At 68.6% G+C, this 17,898-nt stretch carries 19 protein-coding genes; 10 read left to right on the top strand and 9 right to left on the bottom strand.

All coding sequences use genetic code 11. The annotated features are described in order from the left end of the window. Positions 1 to 46 precede the first annotated feature (46 nt). Genes minE through AAIL17_RS05445 form a run of 4 tightly spaced genes read right to left on the bottom strand, consistent with a single transcriptional unit; the run spans position 47 to position 2,578 of the window. Complete coding sequence (gene minE / locus AAIL17_RS05460) at positions 47 to 313, bottom strand: cell division topological specificity factor MinE (RefSeq protein ID WP_424681809.1); 267 nt, start codon at positions 311 to 313, stop codon at positions 47 to 49. Positions 314 to 315: 2 nt separating this feature from the next. Beyond that, entirely contained in the window at positions 316 to 1,131 is an 816-nt protein-coding gene (minD, locus tag AAIL17_RS05455) for a septum site-determining protein MinD (RefSeq protein WP_424681808.1), read from the bottom strand. A 41-nt stretch (positions 1,132 to 1,172) separates the two neighbouring features. After that, positions 1,173 to 1,934 (bottom strand): septum site-determining protein MinC, encoded by a 762-nt coding sequence (minC, locus tag AAIL17_RS05450; protein WP_424681807.1) that lies wholly within the window; start codon positions 1,932 to 1,934, stop codon positions 1,173 to 1,175. Positions 1,935 to 1,942: 8 nt separating this feature from the next. After that, entirely contained in the window at positions 1,943 to 2,578 is a 636-nt protein-coding gene (locus AAIL17_RS05445) for a GNAT family N-acetyltransferase (RefSeq protein WP_424681806.1), read from the bottom strand. A 196-nt stretch (positions 2,579 to 2,774) separates the two neighbouring features. On the opposite strand from AAIL17_RS05445, the gene AAIL17_RS05440 reads away from it, so the two are divergent. The 7 genes from AAIL17_RS05440 (at position 2,775) to AAIL17_RS05410 (ending at position 11,667) form a co-directional block, all read left to right on the top strand. Then, a complete protein-coding gene (locus AAIL17_RS05440; protein WP_424681805.1) occupies positions 2,775 to 3,998 on the top strand; it encodes a sensor histidine kinase in 1,224 nt (407 codons plus the stop codon). Between the two features lie 98 nt (positions 3,999 to 4,096). Beyond that, complete coding sequence (locus tag AAIL17_RS05435; RefSeq protein ID WP_291193468.1) at positions 4,097 to 4,738, top strand: response regulator; 642 nt, start codon at positions 4,097 to 4,099, stop codon at positions 4,736 to 4,738. A gap of 378 nt (positions 4,739 to 5,116) precedes the next feature. After that, positions 5,117 to 6,508 carry a polyketide cyclase gene (locus tag AAIL17_RS05430; RefSeq protein ID WP_424681804.1) on the top strand — a complete coding sequence of 464 codons (1,392 nt, stop codon included), beginning with the start codon at positions 5,117 to 5,119 and terminating at the stop codon, positions 6,506 to 6,508. Positions 6,509 to 6,647: 139 nt separating this feature from the next. Further along, on the top strand, positions 6,648 to 7,574 hold the full coding sequence (locus AAIL17_RS05425; protein WP_424681803.1) for an ABC transporter ATP-binding protein: 927 nt from the start codon (positions 6,648 to 6,650) through the stop codon (positions 7,572 to 7,574). Then, on the top strand, positions 7,574 to 8,308 hold the full coding sequence (locus AAIL17_RS05420) for an ABC transporter permease subunit (protein WP_091333893.1): 735 nt from the start codon (positions 7,574 to 7,576) through the stop codon (positions 8,306 to 8,308). Before AAIL17_RS05425 ends, AAIL17_RS05420 begins: the two co-directional genes overlap by 1 nt. 1 nt (position 8,309) lies before the next feature. Beyond that, positions 8,310 to 10,175 carry a Gldg family protein gene (locus tag AAIL17_RS05415; RefSeq protein WP_424681802.1) on the top strand — a complete coding sequence of 622 codons (1,866 nt, stop codon included), beginning with the start codon at positions 8,310 to 8,312 and terminating at the stop codon, positions 10,173 to 10,175. 631 nt (positions 10,176 to 10,806) lie between these two features. After that, the gene (locus tag AAIL17_RS05410) at positions 10,807 to 11,667 is read left to right on the top strand and encodes a cytochrome c oxidase assembly protein (RefSeq protein WP_424681801.1); all 861 of its coding nucleotides are present in this window, start codon (positions 10,807 to 10,809) and stop codon (positions 11,665 to 11,667) included. Positions 11,668 to 11,742: 75 nt separating this feature from the next. On the opposite strand, the gene AAIL17_RS05405 is transcribed toward AAIL17_RS05410, so the two are convergent. Next, positions 11,743 to 12,183, bottom strand: coding sequence for a copper chaperone PCu(A)C (locus AAIL17_RS05405; protein WP_424681800.1), 441 nt, complete (start codon positions 12,181 to 12,183; stop codon positions 11,743 to 11,745). Then, positions 12,180 to 12,782 carry an SCO family protein gene (locus tag AAIL17_RS05400; protein ID WP_424681799.1) on the bottom strand — a complete coding sequence of 201 codons (603 nt, stop codon included), beginning with the start codon at positions 12,780 to 12,782 and terminating at the stop codon, positions 12,180 to 12,182. The genes AAIL17_RS05405 and AAIL17_RS05400 overlap by 4 nt, the downstream gene beginning before the upstream one ends. A gap of 71 nt (positions 12,783 to 12,853) precedes the next feature. On the opposite strand from AAIL17_RS05400, the gene AAIL17_RS05395 reads away from it, so the two are divergent. Then, positions 12,854 to 13,249: a DUF423 domain-containing protein gene (locus AAIL17_RS05395; protein ID WP_424681798.1), complete on the top strand. Its 396-nt coding sequence runs from the start codon at positions 12,854 to 12,856 to the stop codon at positions 13,247 to 13,249. A gap of 31 nt (positions 13,250 to 13,280) precedes the next feature. Continuing rightward, a complete protein-coding gene (locus tag AAIL17_RS05390) occupies positions 13,281 to 13,655 on the top strand; it encodes a hypothetical protein (RefSeq protein WP_424681797.1) in 375 nt (124 codons plus the stop codon). A gap of 40 nt (positions 13,656 to 13,695) precedes the next feature. On the opposite strand, the gene AAIL17_RS05385 is transcribed toward AAIL17_RS05390, so the two are convergent. The 3 genes from AAIL17_RS05385 to AAIL17_RS05375 form a co-directional block, all read right to left on the bottom strand. Beyond that, complete coding sequence (locus tag AAIL17_RS05385) at positions 13,696 to 13,899, bottom strand: Arc family DNA binding domain-containing protein (RefSeq protein ID WP_424681796.1); 204 nt, start codon at positions 13,897 to 13,899, stop codon at positions 13,696 to 13,698. 93 nt (positions 13,900 to 13,992) lie between these two features. Then, positions 13,993 to 14,859, bottom strand: a complete 867-nt coding sequence (locus tag AAIL17_RS05380; protein WP_424681795.1) for an SPFH domain-containing protein — start codon at positions 14,857 to 14,859, stop codon at positions 13,993 to 13,995. 61 nt (positions 14,860 to 14,920) lie between these two features. Beyond that, positions 14,921 to 16,444: a transglutaminase-like domain-containing protein gene (locus AAIL17_RS05375; protein WP_424681794.1), complete on the bottom strand. Its 1,524-nt coding sequence runs from the start codon at positions 16,442 to 16,444 to the stop codon at positions 14,921 to 14,923. A 111-nt stretch (positions 16,445 to 16,555) separates the two neighbouring features. Between AAIL17_RS05375 and purT the strand changes: the two genes are divergently transcribed. Next, entirely contained in the window at positions 16,556 to 17,737 is a 1,182-nt protein-coding gene (gene purT / locus AAIL17_RS05370) for a formate-dependent phosphoribosylglycinamide formyltransferase (protein WP_424681793.1), read from the top strand. Positions 17,738 to 17,898 lie beyond the last annotated feature (161 nt).

The following is a 17,898-nucleotide window of genomic DNA, read 5'->3' as shown; positions in this document are numbered from 1 at the left end:
GGCCCACCGCTCTGGTGCCGCGAGGTGGGCCGAAGCCCACCTGCGGTCAGGGCGTGGCAGTCTTGCCGTCCGGCAGCGCGACGGACAGCTCGAGCACTTCATGCCCGCTGTCGCGCTCGACGTTGATGTTGATCGCATCGATGTCGACGTGGACGTACTTCTTGATCACCTCGAGCAGCTCGTTGCGCAGCAGCGGCAGGTAGTCCGGCGCGCCGCGGGTGGAGCGCTCCTGCGCCACGATGATGCGCAGGCGTTCCTTGGCGACCGAGGCGGTGGGTTCCGGCTTGCGCTTCAGGAAATCGAGAATGCCCACAGTCAACCTCCGAATACGCGCTGGAGAAAGCCCTTCTTGGCCACTTCGGTGAAGCGCAGCGGGCGCGACTCGCCCAGGATGCGCGCCACGGTGTCGCGGTAGGCATGGCCGGCGTTGGAGTTCTCGTCCAGGATCACCGGCACGCCGGCGTTCGACGCCGCCAGCACGTTCTCCGATTCCGGAATCACGCCGATCACGGTGATGCCGAGGATCTCCTCCACGTCCTTGACGCTCAGCATCTCGCCGGCGGCCACGCGGGCGGGGTTGTAGCGGGTCAGCAGCAAGTGCTGGGTAATGCCGGCCTCGCCGCGCTCGGCACGGCGGGTCTTGCTGGCGAGCAGGCCCAGGATGCGGTCCGAATCGCGTACTGAGGACACTTCCGGATTGACCACCACCACGGCGTGGTCGGCGAAGTACATCGCCAGGTGCGCGCCCTTCTCGATGCCGGCGGGCGAATCGCACACGACGTAGTCGAAGCCCTCCTTCGAAAGGTCGTCGAGCACCTTCTCGACGCCTTCCTGGGTCAGCGCATCCTTGTCGCGGGTCTGGCTGGCGGCCAGCACGAACAGGTTCTCGTGGCGCTTGTCCTTGATCAGCGCCTGCTTGATCGTGGCCTCGCCGTGCACGACGTTGACGAAGTCGTACACCACGCGCCGCTCGCAGCCCATGATGAGGTCGAGGTTGCGCAGGCCGACGTCGAAATCGATCACCGCGACCTTCTTGCCGGCCATCGCCAGGCCGGTGGCCAGCGAGGCGCTCGTGGTGGTCTTGCCGACGCCGCCTTTGCCGGACGTGACGACGATAATCTCAGCGCTCAAGGGCTCTTCTCCGGTAATGCTTGGCAGGTGGGAATCGCCGGTCACAGCCTGGCGATCATCAATTTTTCACCATCGAGCCAGCATTGCACAGCCTGGCCTTCGAGGTCTTTCGGGATCTGTTCAAACACGCGGTAGTGGCCGGCGATGGCCACCAGTTCGGCGCGGAAGTCGGACACGAAGATGCGCGCCTTCTCGTCGCCCTGCGCGCCGGCCATGGCGCGGCCGCGCAGGCCGCCGTAGACGTGGATGGAGCCGTCGGCGATCACCTCTGCGCCGTTGGCGATCGCGCCGGTCAGCACCAGGTCGCGGTCGCGCGCGTAGACCTGCTGGCCCGAGCGCACGGTGCCGTCGTGGTGCTGCGCGCCGAGCGCGGGACCGGCCGGCGGCGCGGCGTGGATCGGTTCGCGCACCGGAGCGGGTGCGGGGGCGGCGGCCGGTGCCGGCGTGGGCGGCGCGATGCTGCCGCCGTCGGCCGGCTCGTAGGCGGCGCGGAACTTGGCGATCAGCGGCAGGCCCATGCGCTGGGCGAGCGCCTCGGTGGCGCTGGTGCCGTAGGCCAGGCCCACCGGCAGCATGCCGGCGCTGCGCACGGCCTCGAGCAGGGCATCGACGGTGCCATCGTCGGGCAGATCCATCAGGTGCGAAAGATCCAGCACCACGGCGGCGCGGGAGAACAGTTGCGGGGCCGAGCGCACGCGGCGCTCCAGTTCCTCGCACAAGGCGGCGGCATCCACGCGGCGCACGCGCACGCAGGCGATGCCGACCTGGCCGAAGCGCAGGTCGCAGGCGTCAGTCGTATCCATCTTTACGGTCACTGATGCCGCTCTCCGGCAATGCGGCGCGGCTGGGAAGTGGGGGAGAGTGAGGAAGCGGGGACGGGCAGCTCGCGCTCGGCCAACCACGGCACGTCGGGCAGGCCGCCGCGCTCGAGCCAGGTTTCGCGCACGAAAGCGTAGCTGGGCAGGTCCTTGGCCAGCAGGCTGACCTGCGGACCGGACTCGCCCATGCGCTGCTGGCCCACTTCCTGGAAGCCGTAGGTGCCGTGGAACAGCACCACCACGTCGTCGCGCGGCTCCAGGAACACCTCGCAGGTGAGCAGCGGCACGCGCACCTCGGCGTAGCTGGTCACGTCGCAGTAGAACACCTTGCCCAGGCCGTGGCGGCGGTAGGCATTGGCGATCACGATGCGGTCGATGTAGACGAACGACTCGTAGTGTTCGGCAAACCAGCGATAGTTGGGGCTGTCGTAGTTGCCGCCGTCGCGCAGCGCGATCAGGAAACCGGCCAGGTGGCCGTCGATCTCGGCGACGCGGAAGTATTCGGCATGCTCGTAGAAGTAGCGCAGCTGCGCAGCGTCCAGGGCGAGGATGGAGCGGCCGGCGGCGTTGTTGAGCGCCAGCACGGCATCCAGATCGTGCTCGCGCACGTCGCGGATGGCTAGGGCCATTCGTTGCTCCGCAGATAAGGCAGTGAACCGGTGGGTCGCCGCAGGCGTCCCGCAAGGGCGCATTATGGCATGCGGGGCCGGGCCGCACACCCTGCGCGCGGCTGTAAAACCTTTGTAAAACGCGAGCCTGCATGGCTTGTGGCAGGGTGACTTCCCGCGCATTGCGCAAGGCACGCGGGGGCCTATGATGCGGTTCATGTCCTGGATCAACTTCAACCACATCCGGCTGCTGCGGCTGACCGGGCTGTTCACCTACCTGTGCGTGGGCACCCCGCTGCTGACGGAGTGGGCGACCGAACGGCTGACCCAGCTCAACCGTCCCGGCATATCGCTGCTGCTGTGGACGCTCTGCTACCTGATTTTCGGGATGCTGTACTGGGCCGTGACCACCAACCTGGGCGCGCGCCGCTACGTGGGGCTGCGCCTCACGGGCATGGCCGTGATGAGTACGGCTGCAGTCGCGGTGGGCTGGTACAGCCACAGCGGGCTATCGGCCATGCTCATGGCAGTGACCGCCGTCGTGCTGCCCTGGCTCCTGCCGTTCTGGGTGGGAGTGGTCTGCATCGTGGTGCAGAACGTGGCGCTGGTGTTCGTATTCATGAATTTTCCCGAGTACCAGCACAACGTCTGGCTGGCTTTCCTGCAGATCAGCATCTATCTGGGCATCTGCGCACTCGGCTTCGTTGCCTCGATGATCGCCAGCCAGCAGACCGAAGCGCGCGAGGTGCAGCGGCGGCTCAACTCCGAGCTGCGCGCCACCCGGGCGCTGCTGGCCGAGTCCACCCGCATCGCCGAGCGCATGCGCATCGCGCGCGAGCTGCACGACCTGATCGGTCACCACCTGACCGCGCTGAGCCTCAATCTCGAAGTGGCCAGCCACCTGGCCAACGACGCTTCGGCCGAGCACGTGCGCAAGGCGCAGGCGACTGCGCGGCATCTGCTGTCGGACGTGCGCGAGGCGGTCAGCGAGCTGCGCCAGGACGATGCGATCGACCTGACCCAGGCGCTGCGCAGCCTGATCGAGGGCGTACCCGGCCTGACCGTGCACGTGGACCTGCCGCCGCGTTTCGCCCTGGAGGATCCGCGCCGCGCGCAGGTGTTGCTGCGTTGCGCGCAGGAGATCATCACCAACTGCGCCAAGCACGCAGGCGCGCGGCAGTTGTGGCTGACCTTCGCCTACGCCGACGCCAACCAGCTCGGACTGCATGCGCGCGACGACGGCCGTGGCGTGGCGCATTTCAAACCGGGCAACGGGCTGTCCGGCATGCGCGAGCGGCTGGCCGAGTTCGGTGGCAGCGTGGCGGTGGATACGGCGGTCAGCGAAGGCTTCGCGCTGACCGTGCGGCTGCCGCTGGGCGAAACGCTGGAGCTGGCGCACGCGCCGTCGCGCACGGAACCGCCCGCGCTGAGCATGTCATGACGGCAGGCCGGCGCATCCCATGCCAGAATGGCGGGCAGCGCCCGGTCGCCGTGTCCCGCGTGAACCGCACGCGATCACCGCATTGTTGAGGAACCGCGATGATTTCCGTCTGTCTCGTCGATGACCAGAACCTGGTGCGCCAGGGCGTCCGCTCGCTGCTGGACCTGGCCGAGGACATCCGTGTGGTGGCCGAGTGCGCCGATGGCGCGCAGGCCGTCGCCGAGATTCCGCGCATCAAGCCCGACGTGGTGCTGCTGGACCTGCGCATGCCCAACATGAGCGGGCTGGAAGTGCTGCAGGCGCTGTCCGCGCGCGGCGAACTGCCGCCCACGATCATCCTTACCACCTTCGACGACGACCAGCTGGTGCTGCAGGGCCTGAAGGCCGGCGCGCGCGGGTATCTGCTCAAGGACGTCTCGCTGGAGCAACTGGTCGAGGCCGTGCGTACGGTCGCCGCCGGCGGTTCGCTGGTGGCGCCGATGGTCACCCAGCGCCTGCTGGCCGGGGTGGGGCGCATGCAGAACCAGTTCACCAGCCTGGAACAGCCCGACCCGCTGACCGAGCGCGAAACCGAGATCCTGCGCCTGCTTTCCGGCGGCTACTCCAACAAGGAGATCGCCAACTCGCTGAAGGTGGCCGAGGGCACGGTGAAGAACCACGTGTCGAACATCCTCTCCAAGCTCGGCGTGCGCGACCGTACCCGCGCGGTGCTCAAAGCGCTGGAGTTGGGCATCGTCTGATCGCTGCGCCCGGTCATCCCGGGGAGCGGGCGCGGGCCCGAGGGAACGCATCGGCTTTTTCCCGCGGCGGCCTGTGCTCGGCGCGAACGGGCATGGGAACGGTATTGAAGGACCCCCGGTTCGCCCGGGGGGAGGCCGCTGGCCGAGGCCGAAGAGCCCGTGCAAAGCGCTGTCGGCGCCCGGTCCCGGCGCATCCACGCACCTGCCAGGCAGGCGCCTGCCTGCCCGATGGCGTTCAGGCTCGCGAGCAAGTACCATCCGGAGCTTCGGCATTCGCCGATCCTCGCCCGTGCCTTCCTCCGGGGCCCTGAGCCCTGCGGCGCGGAACCGACGGGAACCTTACAAGCGCTGCGCGGAAACGCTCGGAGAACCCAGGTAATGATGCGTGTTCTTGAATTCATTGTGGCCCTGATCATCGTCGCCGTGCTCGGCGTCGTGGTAGGCGTGATCATGCCCGGGAGCGGCCATGTGGAACGGTCGCTGGTCTTTGGCAAGGACATGCGCCAGGTCTACGACACCCTCGACAATTTCCGCCGCTTCGAGGACTTCTCGTCGCTGCGCCAAGAGGATCCGAGGATCCAGTTCAAGCTCTCGGGCAAGGACTATGGTCCGGGCGCGGAGATCAGCTGGACCAGCGACAACGACAGCATCGGCGAGGGCAAGCTGACCATCGCCAGCGCGGAGCCCGAGTTCTACAAGGTCGACAATACCGTCAACGACGCCAAGATCGTCTGGAACCTGGACAACGGCTGGCGCGGGCAGGACAAGCATTTCACCCTCGACCTGGAGCGCCAGGGCAGCCGCCACCAGCTGACCAAGGTTACCTGGTCGTATGACGTGGCCTACGGCTTCAACCTGGTCAACCGCTACTCCAACCTGTACATCCACGGCGATCCGGACTCCTTCATCCAGTCCAGCCTGGGCAGCCTGCAGAACGTGCTGGCCGCGGTGCCGAACATCGACTACGGCAACCTGGTCCCGTACATCCAGCAGACCAAGCCGACGCCGATGCTGCTGGTCTCGACCCAGATCCAGCGCAACGGCGGCCTGGCCGCCCTCGACGACGCCACCGCCACCGCGGTCAAGCAGATCCAGGACGCCGCCAAGAAGCTGGGCGTGAACGTGGTCGGCCCGCGCGTCATCTTCACCACCAACTACGGCGACCAGACCTACACCTTCGACGTGGCGATGCCGATCGACGCCACCAGCCTGACCGTCGCCGGCCAGAGCCAGGAGTTGACCCCGCCGCAGCCGCCCAAGCTGGGCGAGGAAGAACCGGCCGAGGCCTCCAGTGCGCCGGCCAGCGCCAGCAGCACCGGCGACGCCGCCAAGCCGGCCGGTCCGCAGCCGGGCGACCATGACCGCTGGGGCCGCCTGGTCGTCGACGCCAACGTGCGCGCCACGCTCGCCTTCGGCGAACCCTCGCTGGTGGGCGTGTGGAACGGCACCGCCGCCGGCGTGCCGCAGACGCGCGAGATGCTCAAGGCCTACGCGCAGACCCACGGCTACAAGTTCGACGAGGTGACCAACCGCCTGTACGACATCGAAGTGCAGCCGGAAGCCAAGGACAAGACCGGCGCCGTGACCACCTACGCCAAGTACGAGGTCTACCTGCCGCTGCTGGGCGACGACGTCCCGCAGCAGACCCCGGAACAGGCCGCGGGTATCCCGCAGCCGAGCCTGGAGCCCGCCCCGGCCAGCAGCGCTTCGGCGCCCGCCGCCGCCGGCTCCGCCGCAGCTCCGGCCGAGGCCGCCAGCGCCGGCCAGTAAGCGCGACGCGGTTTGTTTGTCGAGATCCTGCCCGCCTCGCGCGGGCAGGATTTTTTTTTGGGCGTGGTTCCGGGCTGGGCCCTGCCGCAGCTTCGCACCGGTGCGATACAGTGACGGGCCAGCCACTTCGCCACGCCGCATGATCGAAGCCGAACGACTCACCCGCTGCTATGGCCGCCTCATCGCGGTGGATGCGCTGTCCATCCGCGCCGAGCCGGGCCAGGTGCTGGGCCTGCTCGGTCCCAACGGCGCCGGCAAGTCCACCGCGATGCGCATGATCGCGGGCTTCCTCGCACCGACCTCGGGCACCGCGCGCGTCTGCGGCCACGACGTGCAACGCGAGCCGCTCAAGGCCAAGCGCGCGCTGGGCTATCTGCCGGAGGGTGCGCCCAGCTACGGCGAGATGACCGTGCGCGAGTTCCTCACCTTCATCCTGCGCGTGCGTCGGCTGCCGGCGGAGACGGGCTTCCGCCGCTTCGACGAGGTGGTCTCGCACCTGCAACTGGAAGATGTGCTGGAGCAATGCATCGACACGCTGTCCAAGGGCCTGCGCCGGCGCGTGGGCCTGGCGCAGGCGATCCTGCACGATCCGCCGGTGCTGATGCTGGACGAGCCCACCGACGGCCTGGACCCGAACCAGAAGCATGCGGTGCGCCGGCTGATCGACTCGATGGCGCGCGAACGCACGATCCTGATCTCCACCCATCTGCTGGAGGAGGTCCACGCGCTGTGCAACCGCGTGGTGATCATCGCCCGCGGCAAGCTGCTGGCCGATGCCACGCCGGCCGAGCTGGAGGCACGCTCGCGCTACCACGGCGCGGTGTCCTTCAGCGCACCCGGCAGCGGCGTCTCGCAGGAGATGCTCGGCCGCCTGCCGCAGGTGGCGGCGATCGAGGTCGATCCGCTGGACGGGCGCATCACCGTCTTCCCCAAGCCCGGCGCACGCGTGCTGGAGCCGGTCGAGGACCTGCTGCGCCAGCAGGGGCTGGAGGTGTCGGAGATCCAGCTCGAGCGCGGGCGGCTGGACGAGGTGTTCCGCCAGATCACGACGGGGGAAGACGCCTGATGCATCCGATCGCCGCGATCATGCGCCGCGAGCTGCGCAGCTATTTCGTCACCCCGGTCGCGTATGTGTTCCTGGTGATCTTCCTGGTGCTGGCCGGACTGCTCACTTTCTACGCGGGCGACTTCTACGAGCGCGGGCTGGCCGACCTGCAGCCGTTCTTCGTGATGCATCCGTGGCTGTACCTGATCCTGGCGCCGGCGCTGTCGATGCGCATGTGGGCCGAGGAGTCCAAAGCCGGCACGCTGGAGCTGCTGCTCACCCTGCCGGTCACGCTGGTGCAGGCGATGCTCGGCAAGTTCCTCGCCGCCTGGCTGTTCCTGGGGTTGGCGCTGGCGCTGACCTTCCCGATTTGGATCACCGTGAACTATCTCGGCGACCCCGATAACGGCGTGATCTTCGCCGGCTACCTCGGCAGCTGGCTGATGGCCGGCGCATTCCTGGCGATTGGTGCCTGCCTGTCGACGCTGACCCGCAGCCAGGTCGTGGCCTTCATCCTCACCGCGCTGGTGTGCGTGCTGCTGATCCTGGTCGGCCAGCCGCAGGTGCTGGATTTCGTCCAGGGCGCGCTGCCGCGCAAGCTGGTCAACGGCGTGGCGCACCTGTCCATCCTGCGCCACTTCGAGGCGATCGCCCGCGGCGTGCTCGACGTGCGCGACCTGATGTATTTCCTGTTCACCATCTTCGCCTGGCTCACCGCCGGCGTGCTGGTGCTCGACCTGAAGCGGGCCCGCTGACATGCGCCGTCCGCACATCGGCCGCCGCACCGCGCTGGTCGCCGCGCTGGTCGCGCTGACCCTTGCCTTCATCGGCATCACGCTGGCCAGCAGCCGCTGGTTGCAGACCGCGCGCATCGACCTGACCGCCGACCACCTGTACACGCTCACGCCCGGCACGCAGCACATCATCGACGACCTGCACCGGCCGCTGAAACTCACGCTGTATTTCTCCGAGCACGCCACGCGCGACCTGCCGCAGTTGCGCAGCTACGAACAGCGCGTACGCGAGATGCTGCAGGAAATGGTCGCCCGCTCGCGCGGCCGCATCCGCCTGGCGGTGATCGATCCGGTGCCGTATTCGGACGACGAGGCCAGTGCCGAAGGCGGCGGACTGACGCCGATCAACGGCGGCAGCAACGGCGAACGGGTGTTCTTCGGCCTGGTCGGCAACACGCTGCCGGGCGAAGGCAAGGGCGAGGAACGCAGCCTGTCGATTCCGTTCTTCGACCCGGCGCGCGAGACGTTCCTCGAGTACGACATCGCCAAGCTGCTCTACGAGCTCGACCAGCCGAGCAAGCCGCACATCGGCCTGATCAGCTCGCTGCCGCTGGCCGGCAACCCGGCCATCGGCCAGCCGCCGTGGGCGGTGGTGCAGCAGCTGGAGCAACTGTTCGAGGTCAGGACGCTCGATGCCGACACGCTCACCCGCGTGGGCGACGACATCCAGGTGCTGTTGCTGGTCCATCCCAAGCGCCTGCCCGAGGCGGCGGTCTACGCGCTCGACCAGTACGTGCTGCGCGGCGGCCACCTGGTGGTGTTCGTCGACCCGGATGCGGAGCTGGACACCACGCCCTACGTGGACAGCAACGGCGTCACCGACGACCACAACTCGGACCTGCCGCGGCTGTTCGCCGCCTGGGGCGTGGCGTTCGATGCGAAATCGGTGGTGCTCGACCGCTCGCGCGCGCTGCAGATCGAACTGGCCGGCAGCAACCTCAACCATCCGGCCATGCTCGGCCTCGGCTCGCAGGAGCTCAACCACAACGACGTGGTGACCGCCAGCCTGCAGCGCATCAACGTCTCCACCGCCGGCAGCTTCGACCTCACGCCGACCGCGCAGACGCGCCTGCTGCCGCTGATCCAGAGCAGCGCCGAGGCCGAGAAGGTGCCGGCGCAGCGCGTGCTGGAGGCGGCCAGCGATCCGACCACGCTGCTGCAGGGCTACCAGCCGGACAACCAGCACTACGTGATCGCCGCACGGCTGCGCGGCACCTTCGAAAGCGCCTTCCCGCAGCGCGCCGGCACGCCCGGTCACCTGGCGCAGTCGAAACCCGATTCCGAGGTGGTGCTGGTGGCCGACACCGACCTGCTCAGCGACCGCCTGTGGGTGGAAACGCAAAGCTTCCTCGGCCAGCCGATGCTCTCGGTGTTCGCCAACAACGGCGACTTCGTGACCAACCTGGCGGACAACCTCAGTGGTTCGTCCGCGCTGCTGTCGATCCGCGGGCGCTCGGCCTCGCAGCGGCCGTTCACGCGCGTGCGGGCGTTGCAGGCGGCGGCGGACCAGAAGTTCCTGCTCAAGAAGCAGGAACTGGAGCGCGAGCTGGCCGAGACGCGGCAGCGGCTGGACGAGCTGCAGCCGGGCAAGGGCGGGCGTTCCAGCACCGCAGGTGCACAGCAGAAGAGCGAGATCGAGCAGTTCCAGCAACGGCGGCTGGCGATCAACAAGGAGCTGCGCGATGTGCAGCATCAGCTCAATGCCGAGATCGATGCGCTGGGGTTGCGGTTGAAGGTGATCAACATCGTGCTGGTGCCGGCGCTGGTGACCCTGATCGGCCTGCTTTACGGCTGGCGCCGGGTTCGTCAGAGCCGTTCGCGCCGCTGACCGTTACTCCCTCTCCTCTCCGGGGAGAGGGCTGGGGGTGAGGGGCCGGGGCTCGCCTCGGTGTTCGTCGAGCAAGAGCTTTCGGCCGCCTTCGGCGCCCGAGTCACTTTCTCTTGCTTGCCCAAGAGAAAGTAACCAAAGAGAAGGGCACCCCGATGGCGCGCCCTGCGGGCATCCTGCCCTCCGGGTGCGCGGGCGGGTGGCGGGGTTTTTCGACGGGGCTCGAAGCCCCGACGAAAAACTGGCCGGCGTCCTGCCGGCCACCCTTCGGGCTTTTCCGCCACCGCCCGCCGCGCCATAGGGGCCCGGAAGAGCAGCGCGCTTCCTGCGCGCACTTTTCAGAAGAGCGACCGCCAAGAGCAAAGGCCAAAAGCAAAGGCCAAAAGCAAAGGCCAAAAGCAAAGGCCAAAAGCAAAGGCCAAAAGCAAAGGCCGAGAGCAAAGGCGGTGTGTGTGGTCACACGACGAGCGGGCTCCCTCTCCCCTCCGGGGAGAGGGCTGGGGTGAGGGGGCGGGGCTCGCCTCGAACTTGCGACCGGCGCCTGCGTGAGCATCAAGGCGGCAATCTGCCGCAAGCGCCCCAGCACCGCGTCGCGGGGGCTATCCTTGCAGGCTGGTGATCGTGCGGGCCGGTGATGGCGCTGTTGCTCAAATGGATCGTGCCGTGGGAGTTCTCGTGGGTGTTTCTCGCGAGCTTCCTGCTGGCCGCAGTGCTGTACTGGCGGGGGGCGCGCGCGCTTGGCGTGAGCCTCGGCCGGCGCGTGTCGTTCTGGAGCGGCATGGCGATCATCTACCTGTCGCTGCACACCTACCTGGATTACTACGCGGAGCACGAGTTCTTCATGCACCGCATCCAGCAGGTGCTGCTGCACCATCTGGCGCCGCTGCTGGTGGTGGCTTCCTATCCGGCGGGCGTGCTGCGCGCGGGCCTGCCGCTCAGTTGGCGTGTGCGCTGGCTGCGGCCCGCGCGGAAATCGGCCGTCTGGCGGGCGCTGAGCGCGGTGCTGTTCAACCCGGCGCTGGCGACGTTCCTGTTCATCGGCTTCATCCTGGTCTGGCTGATCCCGTCGATGCAGACGCTGGCGATGCTCGACTGGCGCATCTACCGCTTCATGAACTGGACCATGCTCGGCAGCGGCTTCATCTACTGGGCGCTGGTGCTCGACCATCGGCCACGCCCGCCGGGACGGATGACCCCGGGGCTACGCGTGCTCTCGCCGGCGATCACGATGTCGCCGCAGATCCTGGCTGGCGCGATCGTCACGTTCTCGAAAACCGACCTTTACCCGATCTTCGAAATCTGCGGCCGCGCGTTCACCTTCAACGTGCTGACCGGGCAGATGGTCGGCGGCGTGATCACCTGGGTGCCGGCGGCCATGATCGAATCGGTCGGCGCATTGCTGGCGCTGCGCCAGTGGCTGGCGCTGTCGCGGCGCGGGCGGATCCGACGCGAGCATCGCGGGCACCAACGCGCGGTCGTGCGCGACGCGTAGGGTGGGCTTCAGCCCACCGCCTTTCGCCATACTTCCCGATGGTGGGCTGAAGCCCTCCCTACGGGATGCGCGCGGTTACAGCGCGTTCGCGGGCTTGGCAAGGAAACCGGTGGCCAGCGTGCTGCCGTCGGCGAAATGCAGGGTCAGCTGCACGGTCTGGCCGGGCTGCACCGGCTTGCCTGCATCCATCAGCATGAAGTGGTAGCCGCCCGGCGCCAGTGCGACCTGGCCATGCGCGGGCACGGTCAGGCTGTCGACCATGCGCATGCGGCCCATGCCGGTGTCGGTCGAGCTCTGGTGCAGCATCACGCTGCCGTAGGCGGTGCTGCTCGCGCCGTCGAGCACGGCCGGTTGGTCGCCCCCGTTGCGCAGGACGACGTAGCCGCCGGCCGGCAGGTTGGCCGGCATGACGCGGATCCACGCCTCGCTCGCATGCACGTGGTCGGCCTGGGTGGCGTGCGCGGCGCCGGCACAAAGCAGGCCGGCGAGCAGCAGGGACAGTGGGCGGAGCGTCATTTTCCGGTTTCCAGCAGCAGGTAGAGGTCGTGCACGAGGTCGTCCTGCGAGGCGGCGGGCGTGGCCAGCAGGCGCGCGTGGCCCTGGCGGTCGAACAGGTAGATCGCCGAGCTGTGGCTGACCTCGTACTGGCCGTTCGCCTGGGACGGCTCGCGGGTGAACGCCGAGCGGTAGCGCTTGCTGAGTTTTTCCAGCTCGCGTGGCGTGCCGGTCAGACCCACCGCGCGCTTGTCGAAGGCATTGACGTAGGCGTGCATGATCGCCGGCGTATCGCGCGCGGGATCGACGCTCACGAACAGGATGCGCGCATCGTCCGCCTTCGCGCCGATGCGCTGCAGCACCGCATGCAGGTGCGCCAGCGTGAGCGGGCACACGTCCGGGCAGTGCGTGTAGCCGAAGTACAGCAGCACCACCTTGCCGCGGTAGTCCTCGCCCGTCACCGGTTTGCCGAGATCGTCGGTGAGCTGGAAGGCGAGGTCGGGCATGTGGCCGCTGATGTCGGTCAGGCGCCAGGGCAGGGCATCCTCGCGATGGCAGGCGGCCAGCAGCAGGACGGCGCCGAGCAGCAGGAGCAGGCGGGCCAGGCGCGAGGGCTTCATGCAAGAATCCGGGCGATGCATCGCACCAGCATACGCCACGCGGTGGTGCGGGCGCGGCCGACGAGGAGCCTATGCGACAACCTGTCCCTGCCATGACCCGCGCGATGCCCTGGCTGGTCGCCGCTGCCGGCGCCAGCGCGGTGCTGCTCGGCGCGTTCGGCGCGCACGCGTTGCGCGGCGTGCTCGATGCCGGAGGGCGGGAGCTCTGGCATACCGCCTCGCAGTACCACTTCTGGCATGCGCTGGCGCTGGCGGTCGCCTGCCTCGCGCCGACGGGGCGGGCCCGGCGCTGTGCGTTGGCCGCGTTCACCATCGGCATCGTGCTCTTCAGCGGCAGCCTCTATGCGCTGGCGCTGGGCGCGCCGCGCGGGTGCGGGGCGATCACGCCGCTGGGCGGTCTCGCGTTCATCGTGGGCTGGATCGCGCTGGGGCTGGCCTTTCATCACACGGACAAGGCCCCGTCATAGCGGCGTCATGCCCCGGCGCGATGCTGCGTGCATGCGCCGATACCCGCTCCTGCCACGATCCCTGCGCCAGCTCGACGGGCGAGCCGGCTTTGCCGTGACCTTCCTGGCCGCGGCGATGCTGGCCGGGTTCATGGCGCCATCACCGCCGCCCCAACCGCAGAAGCAACTCGTGCGCTGGACCGGCGACGGCCACGACTGGCTGCTGGTGGCCGACCGGCGGTACGACCGCATCCAGGCCTACGATGCGCGCGACGGCCGTCCGCTGGGCACGCTGGACCGCGCTTCCGGACTGGGCGACGTCGACAAGCTGGTGCTCGAGGGCCGCTGGCTGGTGGTGCTGGGCGACGACGGCACGCGGGTGGTACGGCTGCCGGGACTGCGACCGCAATCGATGGCTTCGCGTTGAGCGCCCCGCTCCCGCGCAGGGACATCGCCCACCGGACCGGCTAGCGCCTGTCCGGGTCCGGCTCGTCGTCCACCACCGGCTTGGCCGTGCCGGGCTTCAATCGCCCCGACTTGCGCAGCGCCTCGCGCAGCACGTATTCGATCTGCGCGTTGACGCTGCGCAACTCGTCGTCGGACCAGCGCTGCATGGCTTCGAGCACGCTCGCGCTGATCCGCAACGGGTAGGCTTTTTTCTCCGCGGGCATCGGCTCAGTCGCGCCTGCGGCGCGCGGCGACGGCAACGGCGATGATCAGGATCACCAAGATGACCGGAATGGCGTAGCTCATGGTGTGTCTCCTCAGCCGTACAGCGTGCCGGTGTTGACCACCGGCTGGGTGCCGCGCTCGCCGCACAGCACCACCAGCAGGTTGCTGACCATCGCGGCCCTGCGCTCCTCGTCCAGCTCGACCACGCCGCGGCGGCTCAACTGGTCCAGTGCCATCTCGACCATGCTCACCGCGCCTTCGACGATCTTCGTGCGCGCCGCGATGATGGCGCCGGCCTGCTGGCGCTGCAGCATCGCCTGGGCGATTTCCTGCGCGTAGGCGAGGTGGCTGATGCGCGCCTCGATCACCTGCACGCCGGCCTGTTCCAGCCGCGCCTGGATCTCGTCGCGCAGGTGGTTGTTGATGACCTCGCCATGGCTGCGCAGCGAGGGCTGGCCGTCGTCGTGCGCGTCGTACGGGTAGCTTTGCGCCATCTGGCGCAGCGCCGACTCGCTCTGGATGTGCACGAAGTTCTCGTAGTCCTCCACGCGGAACACCGCCTCGGCCGTGTCGACCACCTGCCAGACCACCACTGCGGCGATCTCGATCGGGTTGCCGTCGTTGTCGTTGACCTTCAGCCGGCCGCTCTCGAAGTTGCGCACGCGCAGCGAGACGCGGCGCTTGCTGTAGAACGGGTTGGTCCAGCGCAGGCCTTCCTCGCGCACGCTGCCGGCGTAACGGCCGAACAACTGCATCACCTGCGCCTCGTTCGGGGCGACCTGGAAGAAGCCCTTGAGCAGGAAACCGGTGAACAGCAACAGCAGGATGCCCGGGATCACGTGCGGCGCCGGCTGCGCCGGATCGGCGCTGACCAGCAGGAACACGCCGATGGCGGCCAGCAGCAGACAAACCCCGATGAAGGGGATGCCGGCGATCGAAAAACCCTTGCGCTCGTTCATGACGCTACCTCCCTGAGAGTGTGGGAAGTAGATATCAAAAACATATCAAATGCAAGTGCCGTCAGCCGCCGCGTCCGCCAAGGTTGCCGCCGCCTGCGTTGCCCGGCGGCGCCGCCGACGGCGGGCCACCGGCCGGGGTGCTCAGGTCCAGGTCCGCCACCGCCTGGCGGATGTGCAGGTTGCCGAACCATTGTGTGGTGGCGGCGAAATGCCAGGGGTCGCCGTCGCCGCTGGCCAGCGCCAGGTGCGTGCTGTCGAAATGCTTCAGGGCCGCGTCGAAACTCTGCCAGCGGCCGTCGACCCAGGCCTGTACCCACTCGTGCGGAATGAACAGGCGCGAGCCGCCGGCGAAGCGGTCGGCATACACCATGCCGCTGACCACCCGCGCCGGAATGCCTTGCGCGCGCGCCATTGCCGCCAGCAGCACGGCGTATTCGGTGCAGTCGCCCTCGCGGCTGTCGACTACTTCCAGTGCGGACGCGTAGCCAACGTCCAGCCCGTGTGCGGTGATGTAGCCGCTGACGAACAGGCGCAGGCGACGCATGCGCTGCAGGTCGTCGCGTGCGCCATGCACGGCCTGCATGGCCAGGCGGCGGATCGCCGGGGCATCGGACTGCAGCCAGGCGTTGGGCTCGCTGTCGGAAGGCTGCGGCGGCGCCTGCCGGCCCGCGTGGGGGCCACCCACGTCGACCATCCAGTCGTCCCCGCCGAGCGCGGTGACCTGCTGCTCGTCGGTGGTGATGAAGGGTTGCCCGACGCCGCCGCTGACATGGATGCGGTAGCGCATCGGCTGGCTGCGCACGTAGGCCGGCAGCAGCCGCGGTGAATCGATGGTGGCGGCGCGCAACATGTCCACCGACTGGTTGGGCGCCATCGCGCAGGCCTGGTCGCAGGCGAGCATCTCCAGCGGCTGGCCGAGCAGGTTCATCAGGCCCTTGCGCGCGATGCCCCGGTCGTCGACCCACAGGTCGAGGGTCTGCCGGCCATGCGCCAGCGCGAGTGTCTGGCGTTGGTGGCTCAGGCGCATCGCGCCGTCAGGCAGGGCCACGGTCTCGTCGCCGAGCACGTCCACCTGCACGTCGATCACCTGCTGGCTCGACGGATCGAATTCCTGCAGGCGATAGCGAGTGCCGGCCGCGTGCCCGGCGGCCACCGTGACCAGGCGCTGGCCCTCGGCGAGCAGGGCGCCGCCGGGCCAGTCCATCAGCGAGGTGCGCGTCTGGCCGCCCACCGTGGTGGTGACCAGGTAACGGCCGGCATCGTCGGGGCGGGCTTCCACCGTGCTGTCCATCGACGACATCCGCGTGCGTGCGGCGAAGCCCAGCGGCTCGCCACCAGGACCCTCCAGGCTGCGACTCATGTTGCCCAGGTGCATAGGCTTGCCTGCGCGGCTGAGGTCCAGCGCCAGCGTCTGCGTGGTGGTGAGGACGCCGTCCTTGCGCTCGCGCTCGATCGCGATATGGCCGACCTTGCGGCCGCCGAGCAGCACGGTCATCCAGTCGGTGTGTACCGGTGCGCCCGCATGTGCGGCACTACAGATGCCCAGCCAAATCGCGGGCAGCAAGCTGAGCAGGGCACGGCGCATGGTCAACCCCGGGGACGGATGACGGGCCCAGTGGAACGGTTGGCGGCGCCGGCGTCAATCCGCAGTGCAGCGTAGCCCTACAATGCGCGGATTCTTCCAGGGAACCCGTCCATGAAGCCTTTCGGCACGCCGCTTTCCGACCACGCTGTGCGCGTCCTCCTACTCGGCTCGGGGGAGCTGGGCAAGGAAGTGGCGATCGAGCTGCAGCGCTTCGGCGTGGAAGTGATCGCGGTCGACCGCTATGCCGATGCGCCCGCGATGCAGGTGGCCCATCGCAGCCACGTGATCGACATGCTCGACGGCGCGGCGCTGCGTGCGCTGATCGCGCGCGAGAAGCCGGATCTGGTGGTGCCGGAGATCGAGGCGATCCACACGCCCACCCTGGTCGAGCTGGAGAAAGAGGGCCTGCGCGTGATCCCGACCGCGCGCGCGGCGTGGCTCACCATGGACCGTGAAGGCATCCGCCGCCTGGCCGCCGAGGAGCTGGGCCTGCCCACTTCGCCCTACCGCTTCTGCGACACGCAGGCGGAGTACCGCGCGGCGGCACAGGCGATCGGCTATCCGTTCGTCATCAAGCCGGTGATGAGCTCCTCGGGCAAGGGACAGAGCACGGTGCGCGATGCCTCGGAGCTGGACGAGGCCTGGGACTACGCGCAGTCCGGCGGGCGCGCGGGGCAGGGGCGGGTGATCGTCGAGGGCTTCATCGACTTCGATTACGAGATCACCCTGCTCACCGTGCGCCACCGCGACGGCACCAGCTTCTGCCTGCCGATCGGCCATCGGCAGGAGCATGGCGACTACCGCGAGTCGTGGCAGCCGCAGCCGATGAGCGAAGCGGCACTGGCCGAGGCGCAGCGCCAGGCCGCGGCGATCACCCAGGGGCTGGGCGGTTGGGGCGTGTTCGGCGTGGAGTTCTTCGTCCGTGGCGATGCGGTGATCTTTTCCGAGGTCAGCCCGCGGCCCCACGACACCGGACTGGTGACGCTCGTCTCGCAGGAGTTGTCGGAATTCGCGCTGCATGCGCGCGCGATCCTGGGCCTGCCGATCCCGCTGATCCGCCAGTGGGGCCCGTCGGCGTCGTGCGCGGTGCTGGTGGAGGGCGAAGGGCGCCATCCGCGCTACCACGGCGTGGCCGAGGCGCTGGCCGAACCGGATACGCAGTTGCGCATCTTCGGCAAGCCGGAGGTGAAAGGGCGCCGGCGCATGGCGGTGACGCTGGCCAGGGACGTCGACATCGAAGCGGCTCGCGCGAAGGCGGTACGTGCGGCAGCGCATTTGAAGGTCGAACTTTAGGTATTTATACGCTTGCCCGATGCAGCTCCCTCTCCCCTGCGGGGAGAGGGCTGGGGTGAGGGGACAAGGCTTGCGGGACACTCCGGGCATGCCCGCCGCAAAGTCATCCGCTCCATCTGAATTTCTGCGAGCCCGGCCCTTCACCCCAACCTTCTCCCCGC

Source organism: Frateuria sp. YIM B11624 (assembly GCF_049727805.1).
Taxonomy (GTDB): domain Bacteria; phylum Pseudomonadota; class Gammaproteobacteria; order Xanthomonadales; family Rhodanobacteraceae; genus Frateuria_A.
The sequence above is the reverse complement of the archived record's forward strand: the minus strand, read 5'-3'. Positions and strand labels throughout refer to the sequence as shown.

Coding starts and splice junctions, on each gene's coding strand:
- minC (WP_424681807.1), bottom strand. CDS start 1,934: ATGGATACGACTGACGCCTGCGACCTGCGCTTCGGCCAGGTCGGCATC.
- AAIL17_RS05445 (WP_424681806.1), bottom strand. CDS start 2,578: ATGGCCCTAGCCATCCGCGACGTGCGCGAGCACGATCTGGATGCCGTG.
- AAIL17_RS05440 (WP_424681805.1), top strand. CDS start 2,775: ATGTCCTGGATCAACTTCAACCACATCCGGCTGCTGCGGCTGACCGGG.
- AAIL17_RS05435 (WP_291193468.1), top strand. CDS start 4,097: ATGATTTCCGTCTGTCTCGTCGATGACCAGAACCTGGTGCGCCAGGGC.
- AAIL17_RS05430 (WP_424681804.1), top strand. CDS start 5,117: ATGATGCGTGTTCTTGAATTCATTGTGGCCCTGATCATCGTCGCCGTG.
- AAIL17_RS05425 (WP_424681803.1), top strand. CDS start 6,648: ATGATCGAAGCCGAACGACTCACCCGCTGCTATGGCCGCCTCATCGCG.
- AAIL17_RS05420 (WP_091333893.1), top strand. CDS start 7,574: ATGCATCCGATCGCCGCGATCATGCGCCGCGAGCTGCGCAGCTATTTC.
- AAIL17_RS05415 (WP_424681802.1), top strand. CDS start 8,310: ATGCGCCGTCCGCACATCGGCCGCCGCACCGCGCTGGTCGCCGCGCTG.
- AAIL17_RS05405 (WP_424681800.1), bottom strand. CDS start 12,183: ATGACGCTCCGCCCACTGTCCCTGCTGCTCGCCGGCCTGCTTTGTGCC.
- AAIL17_RS05400 (WP_424681799.1), bottom strand. CDS start 12,782: ATGAAGCCCTCGCGCCTGGCCCGCCTGCTCCTGCTGCTCGGCGCCGTC.
- AAIL17_RS05395 (WP_424681798.1), top strand. CDS start 12,854: ATGCGACAACCTGTCCCTGCCATGACCCGCGCGATGCCCTGGCTGGTC.
- AAIL17_RS05390 (WP_424681797.1), top strand. CDS start 13,281: ATGCGCCGATACCCGCTCCTGCCACGATCCCTGCGCCAGCTCGACGGG.
- AAIL17_RS05385 (WP_424681796.1), bottom strand. CDS start 13,899: ATGCCCGCGGAGAAAAAAGCCTACCCGTTGCGGATCAGCGCGAGCGTG.
- AAIL17_RS05380 (WP_424681795.1), bottom strand. CDS start 14,859: ATGAACGAGCGCAAGGGTTTTTCGATCGCCGGCATCCCCTTCATCGGG.
- AAIL17_RS05375 (WP_424681794.1), bottom strand. CDS start 16,444: ATGCGCCGTGCCCTGCTCAGCTTGCTGCCCGCGATTTGGCTGGGCATC.
- purT (WP_424681793.1), top strand. CDS start 16,556: ATGAAGCCTTTCGGCACGCCGCTTTCCGACCACGCTGTGCGCGTCCTC.